General features: G+C 69.5%; 18 protein-coding genes. 11 read left to right on the plus strand and 7 right to left on the minus strand.

Annotated elements, in window-relative coordinates; translation table 11 throughout:
* The first annotated feature begins 75 nt into the window (after positions 1 to 75).
* Together DDE18_RS01410 and DDE18_RS01415 are read left to right on the plus strand one after the other, a co-directional pair.
* Positions 76 to 912: a glycosyltransferase family 2 protein gene (locus DDE18_RS01410; RefSeq protein WP_165820974.1), complete on the plus strand. Its 837-nt coding sequence runs from the start codon at positions 76 to 78 to the stop codon at positions 910 to 912.
* Positions 913 to 1,250: 338 nt separating this feature from the next.
* Entirely contained in the window at positions 1,251 to 1,481 is a 231-nt protein-coding gene (locus tag DDE18_RS01415; protein WP_116570446.1) for a methyltransferase domain-containing protein, read from the plus strand.
* Between the two features lie 288 nt (positions 1,482 to 1,769).
* Here DDE18_RS01415 and DDE18_RS01420 read toward each other — a convergent pair whose 3' ends face one another.
* Genes DDE18_RS01420 through DDE18_RS01430 form a run of 3 tightly spaced genes read right to left on the minus strand, consistent with a single transcriptional unit; the run spans position 1,770 to position 4,893 of the window.
* Entirely contained in the window at positions 1,770 to 2,816 is a 1,047-nt protein-coding gene (locus DDE18_RS01420; RefSeq protein ID WP_116570447.1) for a CgeB family protein, read from the minus strand.
* The gene (locus DDE18_RS01425) at positions 2,816 to 3,619 is read right to left on the minus strand and encodes a glycosyltransferase family 2 protein (protein ID WP_133241123.1); all 804 of its coding nucleotides are present in this window, start codon (positions 3,617 to 3,619) and stop codon (positions 2,816 to 2,818) included. Before DDE18_RS01425 ends, DDE18_RS01420 begins: the two co-directional genes overlap by 1 nt.
* Positions 3,620 to 3,627: 8 nt before the next feature.
* The gene (locus DDE18_RS01430; protein WP_133241124.1) at positions 3,628 to 4,893 is read right to left on the minus strand and encodes a lipopolysaccharide biosynthesis protein; all 1,266 of its coding nucleotides are present in this window, start codon (positions 4,891 to 4,893) and stop codon (positions 3,628 to 3,630) included.
* Between the two features lie 446 nt (positions 4,894 to 5,339).
* Between DDE18_RS01430 and DDE18_RS01435 the strand changes: the two genes are divergently transcribed.
* Positions 5,340 to 6,020 (plus strand): class I SAM-dependent methyltransferase, encoded by a 681-nt coding sequence (locus tag DDE18_RS01435; protein WP_165820975.1) that lies wholly within the window; start codon positions 5,340 to 5,342, stop codon positions 6,018 to 6,020.
* Positions 6,021 to 6,064: 44 nt separating this feature from the next.
* Here DDE18_RS01435 and DDE18_RS01440 read toward each other — a convergent pair whose 3' ends face one another.
* Positions 6,065 to 7,051 carry a GDP-L-fucose synthase family protein gene (locus DDE18_RS01440; protein WP_170313253.1) on the minus strand — a complete coding sequence of 329 codons (987 nt, stop codon included), beginning with the start codon at positions 7,049 to 7,051 and terminating at the stop codon, positions 6,065 to 6,067.
* Between the two features lie 148 nt (positions 7,052 to 7,199).
* Here DDE18_RS01440 and DDE18_RS01445 point away from each other — a divergent pair, with 148 nt between their 5' ends.
* Genes DDE18_RS01445 through DDE18_RS01470 form a run of 6 tightly spaced genes read left to right on the plus strand, consistent with a single transcriptional unit; the run spans position 7,200 to position 13,891 of the window.
* Positions 7,200 to 8,834 carry a hypothetical protein gene (locus tag DDE18_RS01445; RefSeq protein ID WP_133241125.1) on the plus strand — a complete coding sequence of 545 codons (1,635 nt, stop codon included), beginning with the start codon at positions 7,200 to 7,202 and terminating at the stop codon, positions 8,832 to 8,834.
* 39 nt (positions 8,835 to 8,873) lie between these two features.
* Positions 8,874 to 9,911, plus strand: coding sequence for an ABC transporter substrate-binding protein (locus DDE18_RS01450; RefSeq protein ID WP_116570452.1), 1,038 nt, complete (start codon positions 8,874 to 8,876; stop codon positions 9,909 to 9,911).
* A complete protein-coding gene (locus DDE18_RS01455; protein WP_116570453.1) occupies positions 9,908 to 10,957 on the plus strand; it encodes a FecCD family ABC transporter permease in 1,050 nt (349 codons plus the stop codon). The genes DDE18_RS01450 and DDE18_RS01455 overlap by 4 nt, the downstream gene beginning before the upstream one ends.
* Positions 10,954 to 12,027, plus strand: coding sequence for a FecCD family ABC transporter permease (locus DDE18_RS01460; RefSeq protein WP_245916380.1), 1,074 nt, complete (start codon positions 10,954 to 10,956; stop codon positions 12,025 to 12,027). The genes DDE18_RS01455 and DDE18_RS01460 overlap by 4 nt, the downstream gene beginning before the upstream one ends.
* Before the next feature lie 11 nt (positions 12,028 to 12,038).
* Positions 12,039 to 12,881 (plus strand): ABC transporter ATP-binding protein, encoded by an 843-nt coding sequence (locus DDE18_RS01465; RefSeq protein ID WP_245916381.1) that lies wholly within the window; start codon positions 12,039 to 12,041, stop codon positions 12,879 to 12,881.
* The gene (locus DDE18_RS01470; protein WP_116570454.1) at positions 12,881 to 13,891 is read left to right on the plus strand and encodes a siderophore-interacting protein; all 1,011 of its coding nucleotides are present in this window, start codon (positions 12,881 to 12,883) and stop codon (positions 13,889 to 13,891) included. Before DDE18_RS01465 ends, DDE18_RS01470 begins: the two co-directional genes overlap by 1 nt.
* A gap of 142 nt (positions 13,892 to 14,033) precedes the next feature.
* Here the strand turns inward: DDE18_RS01470 and DDE18_RS01475 are convergent, their stop codons facing one another.
* The 3 genes from DDE18_RS01475 to DDE18_RS01485 all read right to left on the minus strand — a co-directional run bounded on the left by DDE18_RS01475 (position 14,034) and on the right by DDE18_RS01485 (position 19,014).
* Positions 14,034 to 14,858, minus strand: coding sequence for a DUF4097 family beta strand repeat-containing protein (locus tag DDE18_RS01475; protein WP_116570455.1), 825 nt, complete (start codon positions 14,856 to 14,858; stop codon positions 14,034 to 14,036).
* 93 nt (positions 14,859 to 14,951) lie between these two features.
* Positions 14,952 to 15,491 (minus strand): toxin-antitoxin system HicB family antitoxin, encoded by a 540-nt coding sequence (locus DDE18_RS01480; protein ID WP_116570456.1) that lies wholly within the window; start codon positions 15,489 to 15,491, stop codon positions 14,952 to 14,954.
* 226 nt (positions 15,492 to 15,717) lie between these two features.
* On the minus strand, positions 15,718 to 19,014 hold the full coding sequence (locus DDE18_RS01485) for a (Fe-S)-binding protein (protein WP_116570457.1): 3,297 nt from the start codon (positions 19,012 to 19,014) through the stop codon (positions 15,718 to 15,720).
* Positions 19,015 to 19,217: 203 nt separating this feature from the next.
* On the opposite strand from DDE18_RS01485, the gene DDE18_RS01490 reads away from it, so the two are divergent.
* Both DDE18_RS01490 and DDE18_RS01495 read left to right on the plus strand, forming a co-directional pair.
* A complete protein-coding gene (locus DDE18_RS01490; protein ID WP_245916382.1) occupies positions 19,218 to 19,979 on the plus strand; it encodes an ABC transporter ATP-binding protein in 762 nt (253 codons plus the stop codon).
* Positions 19,972 to 20,694, plus strand: a complete 723-nt coding sequence (locus DDE18_RS01495; protein ID WP_211754361.1) for an ABC transporter ATP-binding protein — start codon at positions 19,972 to 19,974, stop codon at positions 20,692 to 20,694. Before DDE18_RS01490 ends, DDE18_RS01495 begins: the two co-directional genes overlap by 8 nt.
* The last annotated feature ends 36 nt before the right edge of the window (positions 20,695 to 20,730 follow it).

Below are 20,730 nucleotides of genomic sequence, written 5' to 3' on the forward strand. Positions count from 1 at the left end.
CCCGTGCCAGCGACAGGTTCCGAGGAGGGGCTGGATATAGATGACTCCGAACGTCGGCCCGCTGGGCGTATCGGCATGAAGCAACTCCTGTCCGTCGTCGTGCCAGCCTACAAGGAAGCCGACACGATCGCGGAGGCGCTAGCCCGCCTCCTGCTTGTGCTCGATCGGCTCGACAGTCCCGTCGAGGTGATCGTCGTTTCGGATGGCAATGAGGACGGAACCGAGCGAGCCGCCGCAGCGGTCGACCACCCCCGCCTTCGGGTCCTGCACTACCCGGAGAACCGCGGGAAGGGATTCGCGATCCGCCACGGGTTCGAGGCCGCTTCAGGCGAGCTGATCGCCTTCATCGACGCCGATCTCGACATCCACCCTGAGGGCATTCTGAGGTTTCTCGAGATCCTCGAGGTGAGCGGCGGGGACGCGATCGTGGCCTCCAAGATCCACCCTGACTCACGGGTGAGCTACCCCAAGTTCCGACGCTTTCAGAGCAGGGTCTTCCGCCGGCTCGTGCGGACGATCTTCGACCTGAACGTCGCCGACACGCAGACCGGGCTGAAACTCTTCCGGCGGCCGGTCCTCGAGGAGTGTATGCCCCACGTGATGACGTCGGGCTTCGCCTTTGACCTTGAGCTGCTCGTGCTGGCCAGTGACGCGGACTTCGCCATCGCCGAGGGACCGATCGACCTGGACTTCAAGTTCTCCACGACGACCGGGAGCCAGGCCGTCTTTGAGATGCTCGCCGACATCTCGCGTCTCCAGCGCCGGCGAATCCGCTCTCGGAGGAACGGCACCTGGGTAACCCCTGCCGGGCGGCTGGCCAGGAGTAGCGGCGGAGAGCCCGAGGCCGGGCCTGTGATCCCGGTCGCGGAGACCATGGACTCGGCTCCCGCCAAAGGCAGCCCTCGTGGGTGAGACGACAACTCGTCATTGCGTCGTGTGCGATGACGAGACTCTGAACGACCATGAGCTCACCCATCGGACCAACGTCTGCAGCGACCAGCTCTTCTGCGAAGTGCAGCCTGCAGGGCGTGCGGGCTGAGTGTGGGCAATCCGCCACCCCCCCAGGGGATCGCTAAGTACTACCCCTACCCGCGGACCTACCACGCCTACAACGCGGGCGAGAGCCGGACTGTCAGTCTGAAGGGGCTCGTGAACAAGCTGGCCAGCCGGCTGCCGGACAACATCTAGAACGGGTTCCTGTTCACCACGTTCTAAAGGCACCCGGGCAGGACCAGGCAACGGCGCTCGACGTGGGTTGTGGCGATGGCTCCAGCCTCGCAGAGCTGCGGAGGCTGGGCTTCTCTAGGCTGTACTGCACCGAGATCGGCACGGTGGAGCGTGAGTTCCCCGGCAGCGACGTCACGATCTACCGGCTGGACGACCTGATGCGCGTGCCCAGCCAGGACGGCACGATCAACGTGGTCTGGATCAGCCACGTGCAGATACGTCTACAGCCGCCGCGAGACGCTCTGAAGGCCTAGGCCCAATCTGTTCCACGCGACAAGTCCTCGATCTCTCACCTGTTCGAGGAGGTCGGCTTCAATGTCGTGCGGTTGCGCACCGTCGGGTACTCAGGCATTGCCTCGTCATTCCAGACGGTCCGCGGGACAGGTTCGGGATCCTCATGCCGGCGGCGGTGATGCATCCCCCATGCCTGTGATCGTGCCGGTGGGATCGTCCTCAACCTGCTCGGGCAGGGCTCATGCTCAACGACGAGCCTGTGAAGGCGATCTCGCCGGCGACGCCAGTGACTGTCAGGTCCGGAGGAATCACATCAGGGCGAGGTCGAGCATCGCACCGGCCCGGTGGTGGTAGGTGTGCTCACGTAGCACCCGCGCCTGTCCAGCCCCGGCAATGCGAGTCCGCTCGTCCGGGTGGTCCGAGTAGTACCTGATCTTGTCGAACCAGTCGTCGATGCCGGTGGCGATGACGATCTCGTCACCGTCGTCGAAGTAGTTCCTGATGCACGCCACGTCGTCTGCGATCTCGAACCCCCCGCACGCGGGCACCTTGAAGGTCCGCTCGTTGCAGTCGCCACCAAACCTGCGCTGGTAGTCCTCGTGGAGGTTCACCAGGATCCGGCTCGAGGAGTAGATCCGGGCCTCGTCCTCGAGCTCCAGCCGGGGCTTCCGGATGGAGCGCAGGACCGGGAGGTTCAGGTACTGGCCGAGCTTCTGGATATAGCCGAGATACCTGTCGCGGCGGGTCCAGTCCTGGCCGTAGAGCTTAAGGTCGTACGTCTTGCCGAGCGGGAACAGGTAGGAGCGGAAGAACTCCCGCTTCTGGGGGAGGTTGGTGCCGATGAAGGCGATGTCGGACTTGAACCGGGCATCCGGCGCATGGCGCATCAGCGTGACGTCGGCGGCCAGAGGAATGGTGTGGTATGGATGGCCGGTCCCGCGGGCGAACCCTTCCATCCGGGGATCGCCCTGCTCGGTGACGTGGAAGAACGCGTCACCCATCCGGCCACTCCTGATGAGGCGGACCGCCTCAGAGTCGTCGGACATGGAGCGCGCCTCGTTGACGCGATGCGCGTGGAGGGGTGAGGTCCAGAAGTCGACCCGGACGAGGGTCCTCATGCCCTGGTCCCGAAACCGCTTGAGGACGCCGTAGTCCAGCTGCTTGCGCCACAGGAAGTGCGAGGCGGTGACGAAGAGATCAGGCCGGTTCCTGCTGAGGAAGGACGCAAGGTCCATTCCAGCGCTGTAGGTGAAGAACTCGTGCCCCAGGTCGCCGAATGCGTTCTTGTACCCGTTGTAGATCACCCGATGGGCGTTGAGCGTCCCGGGAAAGGGGTGGTGGTAGGCGACGCGCATCAACTGTTCCGGAGGTAGTTGAACAGGGTGATCTTCCACTTCGGCGGCATTACCCAGATCGAGAGCCAGTGCGCCACGTTGTAGAGCCTGTCAGCCACCCCAGCCGAGTAGGCGGGGTTCGCGAAGTTGCGCATGCGGCTCCGCACGCTCACCTTCTCGATCGTCCGGAGCCGCTTGTACGTCGCGGACGTCGCGTGGTCCCGGTAGCGGATGACCACGCCCTCCACGTTGCCCAACCGGTAGCGCGACCCGATCCGGAAGAGCATGTCGAGGTCCTCCGCGGGTGGGGTGGACAGGTCGAACTCGCCGACTGCCCTGATGGCCTCGGTGCGGACCATCGCGGCAGGTTGGGCCAGGGGGACGTAGCGGAAGATCTTCCGTCTGATCTCCACGTCGGTGCGCGGGTAGGCACGAACCTGACCGTTGGCCGAGGTGTTCCCGAAGATCTCGAGGTCGCCCCCGCACATGGCAACGTCAGGGTTGGCCTCGAGGAACGCCACCTGGCGTTCGAGGCGGGTAGGCACTGACTCGTCGTCAGCGTCTGCCCAGGCGATGTACTTCCCACGCGCGCGGGACATGAGCATGTTGCGGTTGCCGGCGATGTACAGGTTCACCGGGTTGTCTATCACCACGACCCGGGAGTCCTGGGCAGCGAAGGACTCGAGGATGGCGGCTGATCCGTCGGTACTCGCGTCGTTGGCGATCAGCAGTTCGAGGTTCTGATAGGTCTGGCCGAGGATGCATTCGATCGCCTTCCCGACGAACTCCTCGCCGTTGTAGACCGGCATGAGGACGCTGACCAAGGGTTGATTCACCGGTGACTCCCGCGAGAGTGTGAGATGTGAGGTGCTGACGTGGATGAAGGCGAGGAAGTCGCCCGACCGGCGCCCTGCGCGCCTTCGTGCCGCAGCGCTCGCCCGAAGACCTCCCGGAGGTGCCTCTTCGGGTTGGTCTTGGGGAACACGGCGACGAGGAGTCCCATGCCGACGAGACCCAGGGTCAGCGCGTAGGCGGGTCCGGTCTTCGGAACCAGAGTGAATGCGGTGATCTCGGCGATGACCGCGGCCGCCATGGCAAAGAGGAAGCGCGCCTGGCGACGTGCGAGGAAGTGGTACAGCAGGAGGTTCACAACCGCGAACGGGATCATGGCGGCGCCAACCATCCAGCAGATCGGGGCCGCTGCCTGGTAGCGCTCGGAGTACAGGTGTGTGATCAGCGGGCCACCCAGAAGGAACAGGGCAAGCGTCGCGCCGACCGTGAGGCACAATGTCAGGGCCAGGGCGCGACCCACGACCCGTACCACCCGCCTTCCGTGTGTGAACTGCTCGGTCAGATGGGGGAAGACCACTTGGATGAGCACTGCCGGCAGGAGCAGCACGGCCTTGCCGAGGACGGCGGCAGCGGCGTAGATACCGGCATCCTCCGGGTCGAAGAACGCGCGCGCGAAGGCGACATCGATGCTGATCAGCACCCAGAAGGCGAAGACGGCCGCGAAGTTGCGTCGGACCTCCGGACTGAACACGTGCGTCTGGATTGCTCCGAGCCTGCGCGTCGCTATCAAGCCCGCGAGCGCGACACTCGTGCTCGACAGGACGAGTGCGCCCACGATCCCGACCACGTGGTACCCGAGGACAAGCACCAGGAGCGTCACGCTGAGCTTGCCTAGGGACTGCCCGAGGCCGTAGGTCGCCAGCGCGACGAAGCGCTTGGAACCCTGCAAGCGGCCGGCAGCCAGGGAGTCGAGCGCCGCCGGCACGACATATAGACCGAGGAAGAAGATCGGAAGGGAGCCGATGTTGATGAACCTGCCTGAGACTGGCACGGAGAGCGCGATGAGGCTTCCGAGGACGAGCGCATACAGCACCGACGACCGGATCAGGTGGTCGTTGAAGAGGCTGTGGGAGGGCTGGTTCTCTCCCGCTGCGATGGCTCTGGCAGCCGTTGTCTGCAACGCAGTGGCGGAGACGGCGATGATGGTCAACGCAGCCATGAAGCTGGCGAGGAGGCCGTATTCCTCGACGGAGAGCCAGCGCCCCGCGAGGATCTGGAACGCGTAGTTGGCGACGTTGGATGCCATGACCATCACCAACATGACCAGGCCGACCCGGCGGCCTACTAGCCGTCCGTCACTCGGTGGGCTCGGACTCATCTCACGAGGCTCCAGGCGTGGGCACGGCTGCCCTGATCCACGGCTGATGGTGGGCCAACGCGGACCTGGTCCTGCAAGCGCAGTGGCGACGGTGCGGTCGTACTCACGCGGGAACCTTAAGTCTCCTTGCCTGGGGTTGCATCATTCGCGGTCGATCGATGGCATGTCGCCGGCCGAGGCCAGGTCCCCCAGTCGCGTGGGAGACCCGTAAGACACCGCGCGACCGACTGCCGGACGGCTACGTGCTTCCTGATCTCCAATTGCCAACGGAAATTCGCACTCTTGGCGGGCCTTGTCCGCGGGCGGTCCGATTCGGCACGAAATGCACCTTGTCCTATAGCCTTCCACAAGCTCACCAGACAAGGGGAGGAAGCGTGCTCGGAAGCCGCAAGGTCGCTGGCCAGGACCGGGATATCCAACTGGGGCGAGACATGATCGGCGGCGAAGCAGACGTCATGTCCCCCGCGCTCCTTCACTACCTCGACGTCTTCGTCGAATTCGTGAGGCAGCACGCTGACGGCGGAACACTGCTCGATCTCGGGTGTGGGGACGGGGGAATCGCCCGGCTCGTCGCCGAACGCTCCCCGCACCTGAAAATCACCGCGATGGACGTCGAGGAGCACCCCGCCTGGGCCGATGAGCACCCCGACAACCTGGCTTTTGCAGTCGGATCGCTGGAAGACCTGCCGTTCGATGCAGGAAGCTTCGACACAGTCGTCGTCAAGGACGTGCTTCACCACGTCGACGATCCCGCTGACGCGTTGCGCTCAGTTCGGGGTCTGGCTCGCTCCCGCGTGCTGCTCATCGAGGCGAACCGATACAACCCGATCTCCTACATCCGCATGGTGAAGATCGCCGGGCACGAACACTTCAGTCGCCGTCGCCTTCGCCAGATCGTGGGCGAGGCCTTCGAGTTGACGTCGGTCGAGACCCACGTGTGGCCAGGACGGCTCGGGAAGCCAGGCCGTGGCGTGGATCGGCTGTTCAACCGATGGCGGATTTTCACCCGGCTGCGCAGCTACAACATCTGCGTGGTTCCACCGCTGGGTGACTAGGCTCCTTGCGGCCGGCGAAACGGCGTGTGTCTGGCACGCGTCGATCAGGTGTGTGCGGCCGACGCCATCGGACGGATGCCCCGGGCGTCGTCGTAGTTCTCCTCGAACCACTTGTAGGTCTGCGCGATGCCCTGGGACAGGGACGTCTGCGCGGTCCACCCCATCGCGCTGAGCCGCGAAACGTCGAGGAGCTTACGAGGGGCGCCGTCCGGCTTGGAGGGATCCCAGCGCAGCTCCGCCGCCGGGTTGATCACCTCGACGAGCGTCTCGGCGAGCTCGCGAATCGAGACTTCGATCCCGGTGCCGAGGTTGACGTGCTCCTCACCGCTGTAGTTGTCCATCAGGAACAGGCAGGCATCAGCCATGTCGTCGACGTAGAGGAACTCACGCCGGGCCGCCCCCATGCCCCAGACCTCGACCTCGGACCGGCCGTCGCGCTTGCCCTCATGGACCTTGCGCATCAGCGCCGGGAGCACATGAGAGCTCTCGAGGTCGAAGTTGTCGTGGGGCCCGTAGAGGTTCGTCGGCATAGCCGAAATGAAGTCGCAGCCGTACTGCTTGCGATATGCCTGGCAGAGCTTGATCCCGGCGATCTTCGCGATCGCATAGGGCTCGTTGGTCGGCTCGAGGGGGCCGGTGAGAAGGGCGTCCTCGGTCATCGGCTGCTCGGCGAGCCGCGGGTAGATGCATGAGCTGCCGGTGTAGAGCAGCTTACGCACGCCGTACTCGTGGGCTGCGTGCACCACCGTCGCGTGGATCATCATGTTGTCGTAGATGAACTCCGCCGGGCGGGTGGCGTTGGCGAAGATGCCACCGACAGTGCCCGCGACCAGGAACACGTAGTCCGGTCGGTTGGCCCGGAACCAGTACGAGACGGCCGCCTGGTCACGCAGGTCGAGCTGACTCCGCGTGGCGGTGAGGATGTTGGTGAAGCCGTCCTGCTCGAGGCGGCGGACAATCGCGGAGCCGACCAGGCCGTTGTGACCGGCGACGTAGACGCGGGCGTCGCGGGGTATGGGGTTCGAGTTCATCGACCATCCTTCGTTGCTGACCTAAGCCGCAGGATACTCGAACGGGTCATGACGGCCGATGGGTATGCCGCCCCCGCGCCTGGGGCCCGCCGTGGGCAACTCGTCCGGAACGGGCGCGCGCCGTTCCCGCGGGTCCTAGGCTGTGCGCGTGGCGGACAGGACTGACGTGACCATCGATCGAGCGAAGGCTCGCGACCGCGGCGACGCGACGTCTGCGGTGCCGAAGAGGCGCCATGACGCGGGTGCGGTCAGCGCGCCGCGCCCCCGCCGGCTCGATATCGCCCGGTTCAGACCTGCCGCCAGGACAGTGGGCCTCGCCATTGCCTACGTGCTAGGCGCCTGCCTCCTGCTTCGCCCCACTCTCACGACGACCGTCGTGGCCGATGACTTCCAGGCGCCCTTCGCGCTCGTGGTTAATTCCGGGCCCACGCTGGGCGATGCCCTCTCGCATGGCTGGAACATCGCGATGACAGGCGCCAAGTTCCGCTTGGTGGGCGCGGAGTTTGGCACGCTGATGAACTGGCTGAACCTCTGGGTGAGTGCGACATTCGACCTCCCGATCGACGTGGTGTTCAACGCGCTCAAGCTCGGCGTCTTCGTCGGCTGCGCTGCTGCCGCCGCCACCTTCTGGTGGCTCGTAGCCCGAACCCACGTCCGCCCGGTCCGGTGGGCCACCGCGTTCTTCCTCACCTCGACAGCCCTGTTCGGCTCGCTCCAGCTGCACGCGCTGTGGTCCAACGACCCGGTCCAGAGCTTCCCGTTCGCCGGCTTCGGCGCTACGGCAGTGGGATTCCTTATGCTGACGACCGCCGTGTGGGTCGCCGCGCGCCCCTCGTGGCGGCGGTACCTCGCTGCGACAGTCGGGACCGTGGCAGGGGTGTCCTACTACGAGCTGAATGCGGGCGCGGTCCTCGGCGCCGGCGTCGTCCTCGCCGTCGCGGCGTGGGCGGCGCGGCGGGACCGTCGGCGGCTCGTCCTCCATGTCGTGGGCGGCTCAGCGATGTGTCTCGTGCCCGCGCTGCTCCTGGTCGTCGCGCGCGGGGCGAGTCCCGCTGACACCTACGCTGGACGCCAGGTCCGCGCGGACGGAGCCTTCGACTTCCTCGTCCGGGGCCTCCTCGGCTCCCTCCCCGGGGGCGCCTGGCAGGTCAGTGAGAAGATCCTGCAGGCCCGACCCGGGCTGGTGTTCTCCCAGACGGTCGCCGTGCTTGTCGTGGTCGCCGCGGTCGGACTCTGGTGCGCCAGGGTTCCTGAGCTGCCGCCGGCGGACCCGGCCACCCGGTCACGCGCCGGGGCGCTGGCTGCGGGCGGCGGCGTGGTGGTGTACGCACTGTTCGCGGTCGGCCTGCAGTCGTCGACCGTGAAGGTGCAGGACGAGATGCTCGGGATCGGCTACGTGTACATGTTCTACGCCGTAGTGGCGACGTCCGTGGCGCTCGGAGTGGCCGTCGTGACCCTCGAGCTCATCCGGACGCGACGCCGGGCGTGGCCCCGTACGGTTGCCCTCTGCTGCGCGGTCGTCTTCCTCGTGTTCCAGGGCACTTACAACATGCGCTTGCACGATCTCCACAACTCCATCTTCAAGCCGAACGCCGCCCTGGACAATGCCTGGGACGAAGACGTCCCGCAGGGGGAGCGCTGCAGGGCCATACACGCATGGGCAGACAATCCCTGGCCGGACTACTACCGGAACGACGTAGTCCTCGGCACGGATAAGGCCTATCGGTACTACTTCGGCGAGGCGTTCTGCCCGTCGGCGCGTCGTTGGGTGAGGTTAGGTTAGGCTGTCCTAAGTCAGCCACCCGATCCCGAAGCAGGTCCGATGTCGCTCCGCCCCCGCGTGCTCGCCGGCGCCCTCTCCGCCGCGCTCGCTGCCGCCGCCCTCGCCGGCTGCAGCACCGGCTCCACCCAGGCCTCCGAGCCGACCACCACCTCCGAGACCCAGGTCGACGAGGGCGCCTTCCCCGTCACCATCGAGCACGTCTTCGGCGAGACCACGATCGAGGAGGAGCCGACCCGGGTCGCCACTCTCGGCTGGACCGACCAGGACCTCGCGCTCTCCCTCCGCGTCGTGCCGGTGGGGTCGACGAAGCTGACCTGGGGCGGCAACGAGGCCGGCTCGTCCGACTGGTTCGACGCGGAGCTCGAGGAGCTCGGCGCCGAGCAGCCGGTGCGCTACGACGACACCGACGGCGCCCCGATCGACGAGGTCGCGGCGCTCGCCCCCGACGTCATCCTGGCGACCAACTCGGGCATCACCGAGAAGGAGTACGACAAGCTCTCGAAGATCGCGCCGGTCGTGGCCTACCCCGAGGCCCCGTGGGTGACCCCGTGGCAGACCTCCCTGGAGATGGTCGGCCAGGCCCTGGGCCGGTCCGAGCTGGCCGGCGAGGTCGCGGCCGAGACGGAGGCGGAGATCGCAGAGGCGCGGGCGGACTTCCCGCAGCTGCAGGGCGCCTCGGTGATCTTCGCCTACCTCACCACTGCCGACCTCTCGACCATCGGCATCTACGGCGCCGAGGACAACCGCGTCCGCGCGCTCGAGGACTTCGGGATGACCAGCCCGGCCCTCGTCGACGAGGTCGTCAAGAAGGGCCAGTACTACGGCACCCTGTCCGCCGAGCGCGCCGCGGACGTCGAGTCCGACGTGCTCCTCACCTACGCCGAGAAGCCGGGCGATCTGGCGACGTTCACCAAGGACCCGCTGCTCGGCCAGATCCCGGCGCTGAAGGCCGGGCACGCCTACGCCGAGCAGGACAAGCACGTGGGCCTGGCGATCACCAACCCCAGCCCGCTCTCGATCCCGTTCATCGCCGAGGAGTTCCTGCCGCACGTCGCCGCGGCGGCGGAGGGGAAGTGACCCAGGTCCGCCTGGGCTCGGCACCCGGGCTCGCGACCGGCCGGATCGCCACATCCGGCCGGCCGCGGGGGACGGCGGCTGCTGCGTCGGGGGTCGCGGCAGCCGTCGTCCTGGTCCTTCTCGCCAGCGCGGCCTCGATCTTCATCGGCTCCCGGCCGGTGCAGCCGGCTGCGCTGCTCGACCCGACCCACCCGCTGCACGCGGTGCTCGCGGCCCGCATCCCGCGCACCCTGCTGGCCCTCGCCGTCGGCGCGGCCCTCGGCCTCGCCGGCGCCTGCCTGCAGGGCCTGACCCGCAACCCGCTGGCCGACCCCGGCATCCTCGGCATCAACGCCGGCGCCTCGCTCGCCATGGTGCTCGGCATGTCCGTGCTCGGCATCAGCGACCTCTCGTCGTACATCTGGTTCGCCTTCGCGGGCGCTGCGGTCGCGGGCATCCTCGTGCACGCGATCGCCTCGATGGGCCCGGGCGGCGCCACGCCGCTGAGCCTGGCGATCGCCGGAGCGGCCCTCGCCGCCCTCGCGGCGAGCTGGACGTCGGCCATGCTTCTCGCCGACCGCCAGACCATGGAGACCTTCCGTTTCTGGGCGGTGGGCACGGTCGGAGGCCGGGGGTTCGACGTGCTGCTCACCGGCCTTCCGTTCCTGCTCGCCGGCGCCGTGCTGGCGCTCGCCGGCGCCCGCCTCCTCGACGCCCTCGCGCTCGGCGACGACCTGGCCAGGGGGCTGGGCCGCCGCACCGGCTTCGACCGGGCTGCGCTGGGGCTGGCCGTCGTGCTGCTGGCCGGCACCGCCACGGCGCTGGCGGGACCGCTCGCCTTCGTCGGCCTGCTCGTGCCCCACGCCGTACGCGCCGTCACCGGACCTCACCACGGCCGCCTCCTCCCGCTCGCGGCGGTCGCCGGCGCGGTGCTCGTCACCCTCGCCGACACCCTTGGCCGCGTCGTGCTCCCGCCCGCCGAGGTGCAGGTGGGCATCATGACGGTCCTGGTCGGCGTGCCCGCCTTCCTCGCCCTGATCCGCCGCGGACGGATGGGGGCCCTGTGAGCACCCTGGCCACCCGGAGGATCCCGGACGCGACGGCGCCCGCCGAGGTCGTCCGCCGCGCCCGGGCCCTGCCCGTACGCCGGGCCCGCCGGCTGGTCGGCTCCCTGACCGTGGTGCTGGTGCTGGCCGTTGCCGCGCGGGTCCTGCTCGGCGACTTCACCATCACGATCCCTGACTTCTTCCGGATCCTCGGCGGTGCCGAGATCCCCGGTGCCAGCTACATCCTGATGGAGAGCAAGCTGCCGCGCGCCGTGCTGGGCGTGCTCGTCGGCGCGGCGCTGGGCCTCGGTGGCGCGATCTTCCAGACGACACTGCGCAACCCGCTGGCCAGCCCCGACGTGGTGGGCATCAGCATGGGCGCGAGTGCGGCGGCGGCACTCGCCATCATCACTTTCGGCCTCGACGGCCCGGCCGTCGCGGCGTGTGCCATCGCCGGCGCCGCGGTCGTGTCGCTCGTGGTCCGGCTGGTCGCAGGGCGCGACCCCGCCGGATTGTACGCCGGCGGCCAGCGGCTCGTGCTGGTCGGCATCGGCATGGCAGCCGCCCTGCAGGCGCTGGTGCAGTACCTCTTCACGCGCGCCGACGTCTACGACGCCCACCTGGTGCTGCGGTGGCTGACCGGCAGCCTGCACGACGCTGACTGGGCCACGATCCGGATCGTCGGCCTGGCGCTGCTGGTGCTCCTGCCGGTCGTGCTGTGGCAGGGCCGCTCGCTCCCGGCCACCGAGCTGGGCCCGGACACGGCGACCGGTCTGGGGGTCGGACCGCGCCGCGAGGACGTGCTCCTGCTCGTGGGAGTCCTGCTCGTCGCCGTGGCCGTCGCGGCGGCCGGACCCGTCGCCTTCGTCTCCTTCCTCGCCGGGCCGATCGCCCGGGCCCTCAACGCCGGCCGCACCTCGCTGGCCGGGGCCGCCCTCACCGGAGCGGTCATCGTCGTCGGTGCCGACTATGCCGCCGACTACCTCCTCGTCGACATCAACTTCCCCGTGGGCGTGGTCACCGGCGCACTCGGGGCCCCGTTCCTGCTCTGGCTGCTCGCAAGCGGCCGCGCATCCAGGAGACAGTTCTGATGGAGATCGGCATGACCGCCACCATGATCCCGGCCGCAGCGCAGGCGATCCCGGCCGGCGCCCGCCTCGAAGCACGTGCCGTGACGCTCTCCTACGGCGGGCAGCCCGTCGTGGAGTCGCTCGACCTGGCGGTGCCCGACCGGCGTACGACCGTCATCGTCGGCGCCAATGGGTGCGGCAAGTCGACCCTGCTGCGCGGGATGGCGCGCCTCCTCCGTCCCACCGACGGGGCGGTGCTGCTCGACGGGAAGGCCGTGCACGAGCGGCCCACGAAGGAGGTCGCTCGGACGCTCGGGCTGCTCCCGCAGCAGCCGGTCACGCCCGAGGGCGTCACCGTCGTCGACCTCGTCTCCCGCGGCCGCCACCCGCACCGCGGCGCCTTCTCGCGATGGTCGGCCGAGGACGAGGCTGCGGTGGCCGAGGCCCTCGAGCAGACCGGCACGATCGAGCTCGCCGAGCAGCCCGTCGACCAGCTCTCCGGCGGCCAGCGCCAACGCGTGTGGATCGCGATGGCGCTCGCCCAGCAGACCGACCTGCTGCTCCTCGACGAGCCGACGACCTATCTCGACGTCGCACACCAGGTGGACATGCTCGACCTGCTGGCCGAGCTCAACGCACGAAGGGGGACCACGATCGTGATGGTGCTGCACGACCTCAACCTCGCCGCGAGGTACGCCGACCACCTGGTCGCCGTGTGTGGCGGCCACGTCGTCGCCGCCGGGCCGCCCCGCGAGGTGGTCACGCCCGAGCTCGTGGAGGAGGTCTTCGAACTCTCCTGCCAGGTGATCGACGACCCCGTCGCCCACACGCCCCTGGTGGTCCCCGTGGGCCGCCGCCACCGAACGGACTCCTGATGACAGCGCTGACCGCTGCCGACCCGGCCGACACCGTGACCGACCTGCCGCTGCTCCTCGCCGAGGTCGAGGTCGTGTCCGTCGAGAGGCTCTCGCCGACGTTCCTGCGGCTCGAGCTCGGCGGTGCGGGGCTCGCCGACTTCGGCGTCGACGGCCCGCTCTACGACCAGCGGTTCAAGCTCGTCGTCCCGCACGAGGGTGGCGGGCTCACCTCGGTCGAGGGTGCCGACGAAGGCTGGCTCTCGACCTGGATGGAGCGCCCGGTCGAGGAGCGTGGCCACATGCGCACCTACACCGTGCGGGAGGTGCGCGGGACCGGCACCGACACCCGGATCGTCGTCGACTTCGCGCTCCACGACGCGGGTGACCACGGCGAGATCGGCCCCGGAGCCGGCTGGGGTGCGCAGGCCAGGCCGGGCGACCGGGCCGTGGTCGTTGCGCCGCGGCGCGGGCACCCCTTCGGCGGCATCGAGTTCGTGCCGCCCGCCGGCCACCGGCTGCTGCTCGTCGGCGACGAGACCGCCGTCCCGGCGATCTCGGCGATCCTGGAGTGCCTGCCGCACGACGCTCGGGGCGCGGCGTACCTCGAGGTGCCCGTCGACGGCGACATCCTCGACCTGCGTCACCCCGACGGCGTCGAGATCACCTGGCTGCCCCGCAACGGCGCGACGTGGGGCGAGCGGCTCACCCCCGCCGTGGTCGACCACCTGGGCGCCCCCCTGCCGGATGATCCGGCGGTGGGCTGGCTGCCCGCCGAGGACGAGGTCGACCCCGACCTGTGGGAGACGCCGACCTACTCGTCGTCGGGTGAGGAGATCGCGCCGGTGGAGGCGGGTCACCTGCCCCAGGCAGCCGACAAGCACCGTCTTGACGGCCTCTACGCGTGGATCGCCGGTGAGGCCGCCGTGGTCACCGGGCTGCGCCGCCACCTGGTGCGCGAGCTCGGGATGGACCGCAGCCAGGTCGCGTTCATGGGCTACTGGCGGCGCGGCATCTCGATGAAGTCCTGACGTGGCCTAGCGGCGGCGCCGCGAGCGGGGCTTGCGTGCGGTGGCGGCCTGCCGGCGGATCCGCTCCTCGATGTGGTTGCGAGCGATGAGCTCGAGGTCGGTGGGGGAGTCGAACACGGTGGTCTCCTCGGTCGGTGTGGGGTCAGCGCTGCTGGAGGGTGATGTCGCCACTGGCGGTCTTGGCGCGGATCTCGAGGTGGTCCTGGCCCTCGGCCGGTGCGCCGACCGGCTCGAGGTCGGAGCGGATCCGGCCGGTGACGGTCGAGATGTCGGTCCAGACGGGGGTGCCGGACGGGACGCCGATCCGGACGTCGCCACTGGCTCCCTTGATGACGAAGCTGCCTCGGCGGGCCAGTCCGACCTGGAGGTCGCCGCTGCCGGTGGAGAACGCGACGTCGTCGCTGCTCTCGCCGACCTGCACGTCGCCGGAGCCCGTCTTGACGGCGAGCCTGCCAGCGACGTTGCGGACCTGGACGTCCCCGCTGCCGGTCGAGACGGCCAGGGCGCCGCCGGCGCTGTCGATGCGGATGTCCCCGGAGCCTGACTTGATGCGGCCGTCGCCGCGGACGTCGGTGACCTGGATGTCGCCCGAGCCCGACTGGATCTCGCAGGCCGACTCGACGAGCTCCACCTGGAGGTCGCCGGAGCCCGTCGTGAGCCAGGCGGAGGCGAGCGGGCCCGCGACGACCACGTCGGCGCTGCCCGTCTTGCTCGTCAGGGTGCCGTGCTCGGGCATGGTCACGGTCACCTCGTAGGACGGCTCGCGTCCGGTGAGGAACCCGGTCTGCGACCGCGGTGCGATCACGGTGACCTGGTCGCCGCGGTGCTCGACGACGACGTCCTCGGCGTCCTTGCCCACGACGTCGACGCGGGTCTGGGTGGTGTCGGCCGCGGTCACCGCGAGGCGGCCCTTGCCGAGCTCGACGTACAGCTCGATCTTGGTCGGGGTGTCGAAGGTGTGCTGCATGACTGTCTCCCTTCTCGAGGCTCCTCGAGGGTGTGCTGGTCCTGCCGACCAGCCGGTGCTGGTCAGCCTGGGTGGGTGGGCGGGGCGAGCCGGCTAGATCCAGCCGGTCATCCGCCGGTTGCCGCCGGTCTTCCGGCTGAAGGGGTCGGCGCCGAAGAACGGGATGCTGGAGAGGTCGATGTCGACGTTGACGGCGTGCTCCGCGGTGGCGGCGCGTACGACGCTGACCAGCCAGGTGTTGAGGCTCTGGCCGGCCTGCGCCGCCTTCTCCTCGGCGCGGGTCTTGACGGCCTCCGGGATGCGCAGGGTGACGCGGGCCAGGCCTCCCTCCTCCATGTCCTCGGGTGTGGGCGGCGCGGGCGGCGCCGGATGCGCGGGGAGCGGTGCGCTGGGTGCGACCTGGACGACGAAGTCGAGCTCGCGTCCGGCCAGGCGCACGTCGACGCTCCCGTCCGGCAGCTCGGCGGTGATCTCGGCGGCGGCCTGGGAGATGGCCTCCATCAGGGCGAGCCGGGCGCTCGGCTCCAGCGCGAAGCCCAGTCGCTCGGCCGCGTGGCGCACCTCGTCTCCGCCGGCGTCGGCGGCCGCGAGCAGGTCGCGACGGAGGTGATCGACGTAGGGGGTGATGTCCATGCGCACCACTATGACATCACAATGACGTCATGACAAGTGTCATCTGGCGCCAATGTGGCGCCGGTGTGAGGGTGTCCTCCGGGTGCGCTCGTCTCTGGCCCGGTGAGCGGGCCAGAGACGAGCGTCGAGGCAGTCGTTCCGCCGTGGCACCTGGCGAACACGGCTGCGGCCCCTGCCGGTCGAGGGTCGACTGGCAGGGGCCGCAGTGTCCGGCTGGTGCTCTCGATCAGAGGTCGAAGAGCGACCCGCCCGAGTTGATGTCGGCGTCCGTGCGCGGCTTGTGCGCCGCGTCGCTCGACACCGGCTTGGGCTGGTCCTCCTCGGCGAGGGGTGCCTCGGCCTCCGCCACCGGCTCCTCCTCGTCCGCAGGCTCTTCGGCGACCGGCTCCGGGGCTGGAGTGCTCGGAGCGGCCGGCTCGGGGGCGACGATGTCGAAGAGCGACCCGTCCTCAGGGATCGAGCTCGCCGGCGCGCTGGCCGCCGGCGAGGGCGGTGCGTGATCAACCGTTACATCGGAGGGTTCGGTTGCCTGCTCACCGCTCGCGGGCTCGGCGGCCGGGGCCGGGGCTGGGGCGGCTGGCGCGGGAGTGGGCTCGGGGGCGGCCAGGTCGAAGAGCGATCCGCCCTCGGGGATCGAGGTCGCCGGGGCGCTTGCCGCCGGTGCGGCCGGTGCCTCAGCAACCGTCTCGGACGCGGAAACGGTTGCCTGCTCACCGCTCGCGGGCTGGGCGGCCGGGGTCGGGGCTGGGGCAGCCGGCGCGGGAGTGGGCTCGGGGGCGGCCAGGTCGAAGAGCGACCCGCCCGCACCGAGGTCCGTGGTGCCGGAGGCCGGCGTGGTCGGAGCAGCGGACTCCGGCTTGGTCTCGGCTGGAGTCAGGTCGAAGAGCGACCCGCCCGCACCGAGGTCCGTGGTGCCAGAGGCTGGCGTGGTCGGAGCAGCGGGCTCCGGCTTGGTCTCTGCCGGAGCCGCCGGAGCCGCCGGAGCCGGCTCAGCAGGAGCGAGATCGAACAGCGACCCACCCGTCGACGCGGGCTCGGCCGGCGCTGCGGGTGTCGCCGGCTCGGGAGCCGGGGTGTCGAAGAGCGACCCACCGGATGCGGGCTCGGCAGGAGCCGCCGGCTTGGCCGGCTCCGGGGCGGGCGTGTCGAAGAGCGACGACCCACCCGAGGCCTTGGCCGCCGGACCTGCGTCCGCGGTGGAGGTGATCGTGTCCTCGGTGACCGTGACGTCGCCGGGCGAGGGCTCCGCCTTCGTCGCCACGTCCGTGGCAGCCGCCGCGCCCGCAGTCGCGGCACCGGCGGCGGCGCCCGCCGTCGTACCGGCCGGGACCTTGGTCGCCGACTCGCCCCTGACCGACGCCAGCAGCATCTGCGCGACGTCGAGGACCTCGACCTCCTCGCGGGCGTTGCCGTTCGCCTGCTCGGCGGTCAGGCCGTCGGCGAGCATCACGCGGCAGAAGGGGCAGCCGACGGCGATCTGGTCGGCGCCGGTGCCGACAGCCTCCCTGGTGCGGTTGAGGTTGATCCGCTCGCCGAGGTTCTCCTCCATCCACATCCGGGCACCACCGGCGCCGCAGCAGAAGGACCTCTCGGAGTTGCGCTCCATCTCGACGTATTCGGCGCCGGGCAACACCTGCAGCAACTCGCGCGGCGGGCTGTAGACCTGGTTGTGGCGGCCGAGGTAGCAGGGGTCGTGGTAGGTGATCGAGCGCTTCGCGGCGCCCGCGCCGTCCTGGACCGGGGTCAGCTTGCCCTCGCGCACCAGGCGGTTCAGCAGCTGGGTGTGGTGCACCACCTCGAGCTCGATGCCGAAGTCCTTGTACTCGTTCTTGAGCGTGTTGAAGCAGTGGGCGCAGGTCGAGACGACCTTCTTGACCTTGTATTCCTTGAACGTCTCGACGTTCGCACTCGCCAGGCCCTGGAAGACGAACTCGTTGCCGGCCCGGCGGGCCGGGTCGCCGGTGCAGGTCTCGCCGTTGCCCAGGACGCCGAAGGAGACGCCGGCGATGTCGAGCAGCTCGGCGACCGCCCGGGTCGTCTTCTTCGCGCGGTCCTCGTAGGCGCCGGCGCAGCCGACCCAGAACAGCCAGTCGACCGACTCGAGCGACTCGAGGTCCTCGCCCACGACGGGGACCTCGAAGTCGAGGCCCTTCGCCCAGTCCATGCGGGCCGTGGACGACATGTTCCACGGGTTGCCCTTGTTCTCCAGGCCCTTGAAGAGCTGGTTGAGCTCGGCCGGGAAGTTCGACTCCACGAGCACCTGGTAGCGGCGCATGTCCATGATGTGGTCGACGTGCTCGATGTCGACGGGGCACTGCTGGACGCACGCGCCACACGACGTACACGACCAGAGGACGTCCTCGTCGATGACGAAGTCGGCGCCCTGAGCCGAACCCGAGGGCGGGTTGTAGAACCAGTCGGTGACGTCGCCGCCGGCGCCGTGCGTCTCGCCCTTCGCGCCGCTGCCGACGAGCACCCGATCCGTGTGCGCCGGGTCGCCCGCGGCCTTCGCATAGGCGTGCTCCCGCAGGCCCATCACCAGCAGCTTGGGCGAGAGCGGCTTCTCGGTGTTCCACGCGGGGCACTGCGACTGGCAGCGACCGCACTCGGTGCAGGTGGTGAAGTCGAGGATGCCCTTCCAGGAGAAGTCCTCGAGCGTGCCGGCGCCCAGCGTCGCGTCCTCGTCGAGGTCGTCGATGTCGTCGAGCGTGATGGCCTTGCCGCCCGAGGTGAGTGGCTTGATCGCGCCGAGCGCGGTGCGGCCCGACGACTCGCGCTTGAACCAGATGTTGAACCAGGCGGTGAAGCGGTGCCAGGCGATGCCCATGGTCAGGTTGCGGGCGACCACCATCAGCCAGACCATCGCGAGCGCGATCTTGAAGACCGCGATGGCGTAGATGATGTTCTCGAGCGAGCCCGCGGTGTCCGGGTAGAGGGCGTCACCGATCCACGAGGCGATCGGGTAGTGCGCGCGGCCGGCGTGCTCGTCGAGCTTCCACTCGGCGCCGCGGACGAACAGGATCGCGGAGCCCTCGAGGAGCGCGAGGTACTCCACGAAGTAGGCCTGCCACTGCGTGGAGCCGAAGAAGCGGCTGTTGCGGCCCTCGGTCCTCGGGTGGTGCTTCTGGCGGTAGATGATCAGGTAGACGATGCCGACCGTGCTGAGCGCGCCGATCAGCTCGCTGAACCACTCGTAGGGGTACCAGTGGCCGATGATCGGCCATGCGAAGTCCGGCTTGAAGAGCTGGAAGTACGCCGCTGCCACGGCTGTGCTGAGGAACAGGAACGCGGCGAACACGAACCAGTGCATGACGCCGACGACAGTCCACTGGAGCATCCGCGTGTGGAGCAGCGTCTCCTTGAACATGGTCGCCGTGCGGGCTGCCGGGTTGTCGCTGCGGTGGGCGGGCTGACCCGCCCGGACGACCTTCAGCATGCTTTGGACGGCCGGCACCAGCATGGCGACGGCCGCGACGGTGAGCGCCAGGCTGACCGCGATGGCGAAGATCTGGAAGATCTGCATGGACTGCTCCTCGTTCAGGGCCCAACGCAGGGAGCCTATTGGCGGGTGCGCGGCCCTGGGCAGGGGATCGGGGGTGAGATGGATCCTACTTGCAGGTAACTTCCGTTCACGAACCGATGTGGTGGTCGGCCCTACACCACCCCGGCGGATTGTGGCGCGGGTCACCATTGGGGGACGTCCGGGGCGTTCCTAGGGTCATGGGTGTGTCCACCCCACAGCTTGCTCTCCAGACGCGGGGCCTCTGCAAGGAGTTCCGGGGGTTTCGCGCCGTCAGCTCGGTCGACCTGGACGTGCACGAGGGCAGCATCCACGCCCTGGTGGGCCCGAACGGCGCCGGCAAGACGACGCTCTTCAACCTGCTGTCGGGCTTCCTGTCCGTCTCCGAGGGCTCCATCGAGCTGTTCGGCAGGGACATCACCGGCCTCGCCCCCGAGCGGATCGCCCATCTCGGCGTGGCCCGCAGCTTCCAGATCACCAGCCTCTTCGAGCACCTCACCCCCCTCGAGCACGTCGAGCTCGCGCTGCAGGGCATGACCCGCGACGGCTACCGGTTCTGGCGCTCGGACAGGTCGCTGCGCAGGTTCCGCGCCCGGGCCGACGAGCTGATCGAGGAGGTCGGCCTGGCCGCGCTGGCCGACCGGCCGGCAGGCGTGCTCGCCTACGGCCAGAAGCGGGCGCTCGAGATGGCCCTGGTCGCCGCGCTGAACCCGAAGGTGCTGCTCCTCGACGAGCCGACGGCCGGCATGGGCGTCGAGGACGTCGACCGGACCATCGAGCTGGTGCGCCGCATCTCGCAGGGGCGCACGGTCGTCTTCGTCGACCACAACATGCACGTGGTGGGCAGCCTGGCCGACCGCGTCACCGTGCTCCAGTCCGGGGCCGTCCTGGCCGAGGGCACCTACGACGAGGTCCGGCGCGACGAACGCGTCGTCACGGCGTACCTCGGGGAGGCCGACCATGCCTGACGCTGTCTCAACCGGCCCTGCGCTGCTCGAGATCAGGGGGCTGGACGCCTGGTACGGCGAGGCGCAGGCCCTGCGCGGCGTGGACCTCGAGGTCCACGCGGGCGAGGTGGTGACGCTCGTGGGCCGCAACGGCGCGGGCAAGACCACCCTGCTGCGCTCGGTCATGGGCCTGCACCGGCAGGTGTCCGGCTCGATCGTCTTCGACGGCACCGACCTCGCGAAGGTCCCCGCGCACCGCAGGGCCCGGATGGGGCTCGGCTGGGTGCAGGACGACCGCGGCATCTACGCCAGCCTCACCGTGGAGGAGAACCTCCTGCTCCCGCCGGTCGTCTCGGACAGCGCGTGGAGCACGGAGAAGGTCTACGACGCCTTCCCGGTCCTCGCCGACCGGCGCCGCGCGCCCGGTACGACGCTCTCCGGCGGCGAGCAGCAGATGCTGGCGATCGCCCGGGTGCTGCGCAGCGGCGCCCGGATGCTCCTGCTGGACGAGCCGACCGAGGGCCTCGCCCCCGTGATCGTCAGCCGGATCCGCGACATCATCCACGAGGTCCGGTCCACCGGCGGCACCGTGCTGCTGATCGAGCAGAACGTGAAGTTCGCCGCCACCGTCGCCGACCGCCACTACCTGCTGGCCCAGGGCGCGGTCGTCGAGAGCCTCGACAACGCCGACTTCCAGGCCCGCCAGGGCGAGCTGCTGGAACACCTGGGCATCTGACCTCCCCGCCCGACGCCTCCCCCGCCCGACGCACAG

This window comes from Nocardioides gansuensis, from assembly GCF_003076135.1.
In the GTDB taxonomy this organism is placed as follows: domain Bacteria; phylum Actinomycetota; class Actinomycetes; order Propionibacteriales; family Nocardioidaceae; genus Nocardioides; species Nocardioides gansuensis.

What these genes read in the sequence shown, in the direction of transcription:
- DDE18_RS01470 (WP_116570454.1), top strand. Translation starts at nt 12,881, where the DNA reads ATGACAGCGCTGACCGCTGCCGACCCGGCCGACACCGTGACCGACCTG.
- DDE18_RS01450 (WP_116570452.1), top strand. Translation starts at nt 8,874, where the DNA reads ATGTCGCTCCGCCCCCGCGTGCTCGCCGGCGCCCTCTCCGCCGCGCTC.
- DDE18_RS01465 (WP_245916381.1), top strand. Translation starts at nt 12,039, where the DNA reads ATGACCGCCACCATGATCCCGGCCGCAGCGCAGGCGATCCCGGCCGGC.
- DDE18_RS01420 (WP_116570447.1), bottom strand. Translation starts at nt 2,816, where the DNA reads ATGCGCGTCGCCTACCACCACCCCTTTCCCGGGACGCTCAACGCCCAT.
- DDE18_RS01475 (WP_116570455.1), bottom strand. Translation starts at nt 14,858, where the DNA reads ATGCAGCACACCTTCGACACCCCGACCAAGATCGAGCTGTACGTCGAG.
- DDE18_RS01410 (WP_165820974.1), top strand. Translation starts at nt 76, where the DNA reads ATGAAGCAACTCCTGTCCGTCGTCGTGCCAGCCTACAAGGAAGCCGAC.
- DDE18_RS01485 (WP_116570457.1), bottom strand. Translation starts at nt 19,014, where the DNA reads ATGCAGATCTTCCAGATCTTCGCCATCGCGGTCAGCCTGGCGCTCACC.
- DDE18_RS01440 (WP_170313253.1), bottom strand. Translation starts at nt 7,051, where the DNA reads ATGAACTCGAACCCCATACCCCGCGACGCCCGCGTCTACGTCGCCGGT.
- DDE18_RS01495 (WP_211754361.1), top strand. Translation starts at nt 19,972, where the DNA reads ATGCCTGACGCTGTCTCAACCGGCCCTGCGCTGCTCGAGATCAGGGGG.
- DDE18_RS01480 (WP_116570456.1), bottom strand. Translation starts at nt 15,491, where the DNA reads ATGGACATCACCCCCTACGTCGATCACCTCCGTCGCGACCTGCTCGCG.
- DDE18_RS01430 (WP_133241124.1), bottom strand. Translation starts at nt 4,893, where the DNA reads ATGGCATCCAACGTCGCCAACTACGCGTTCCAGATCCTCGCGGGGCGC.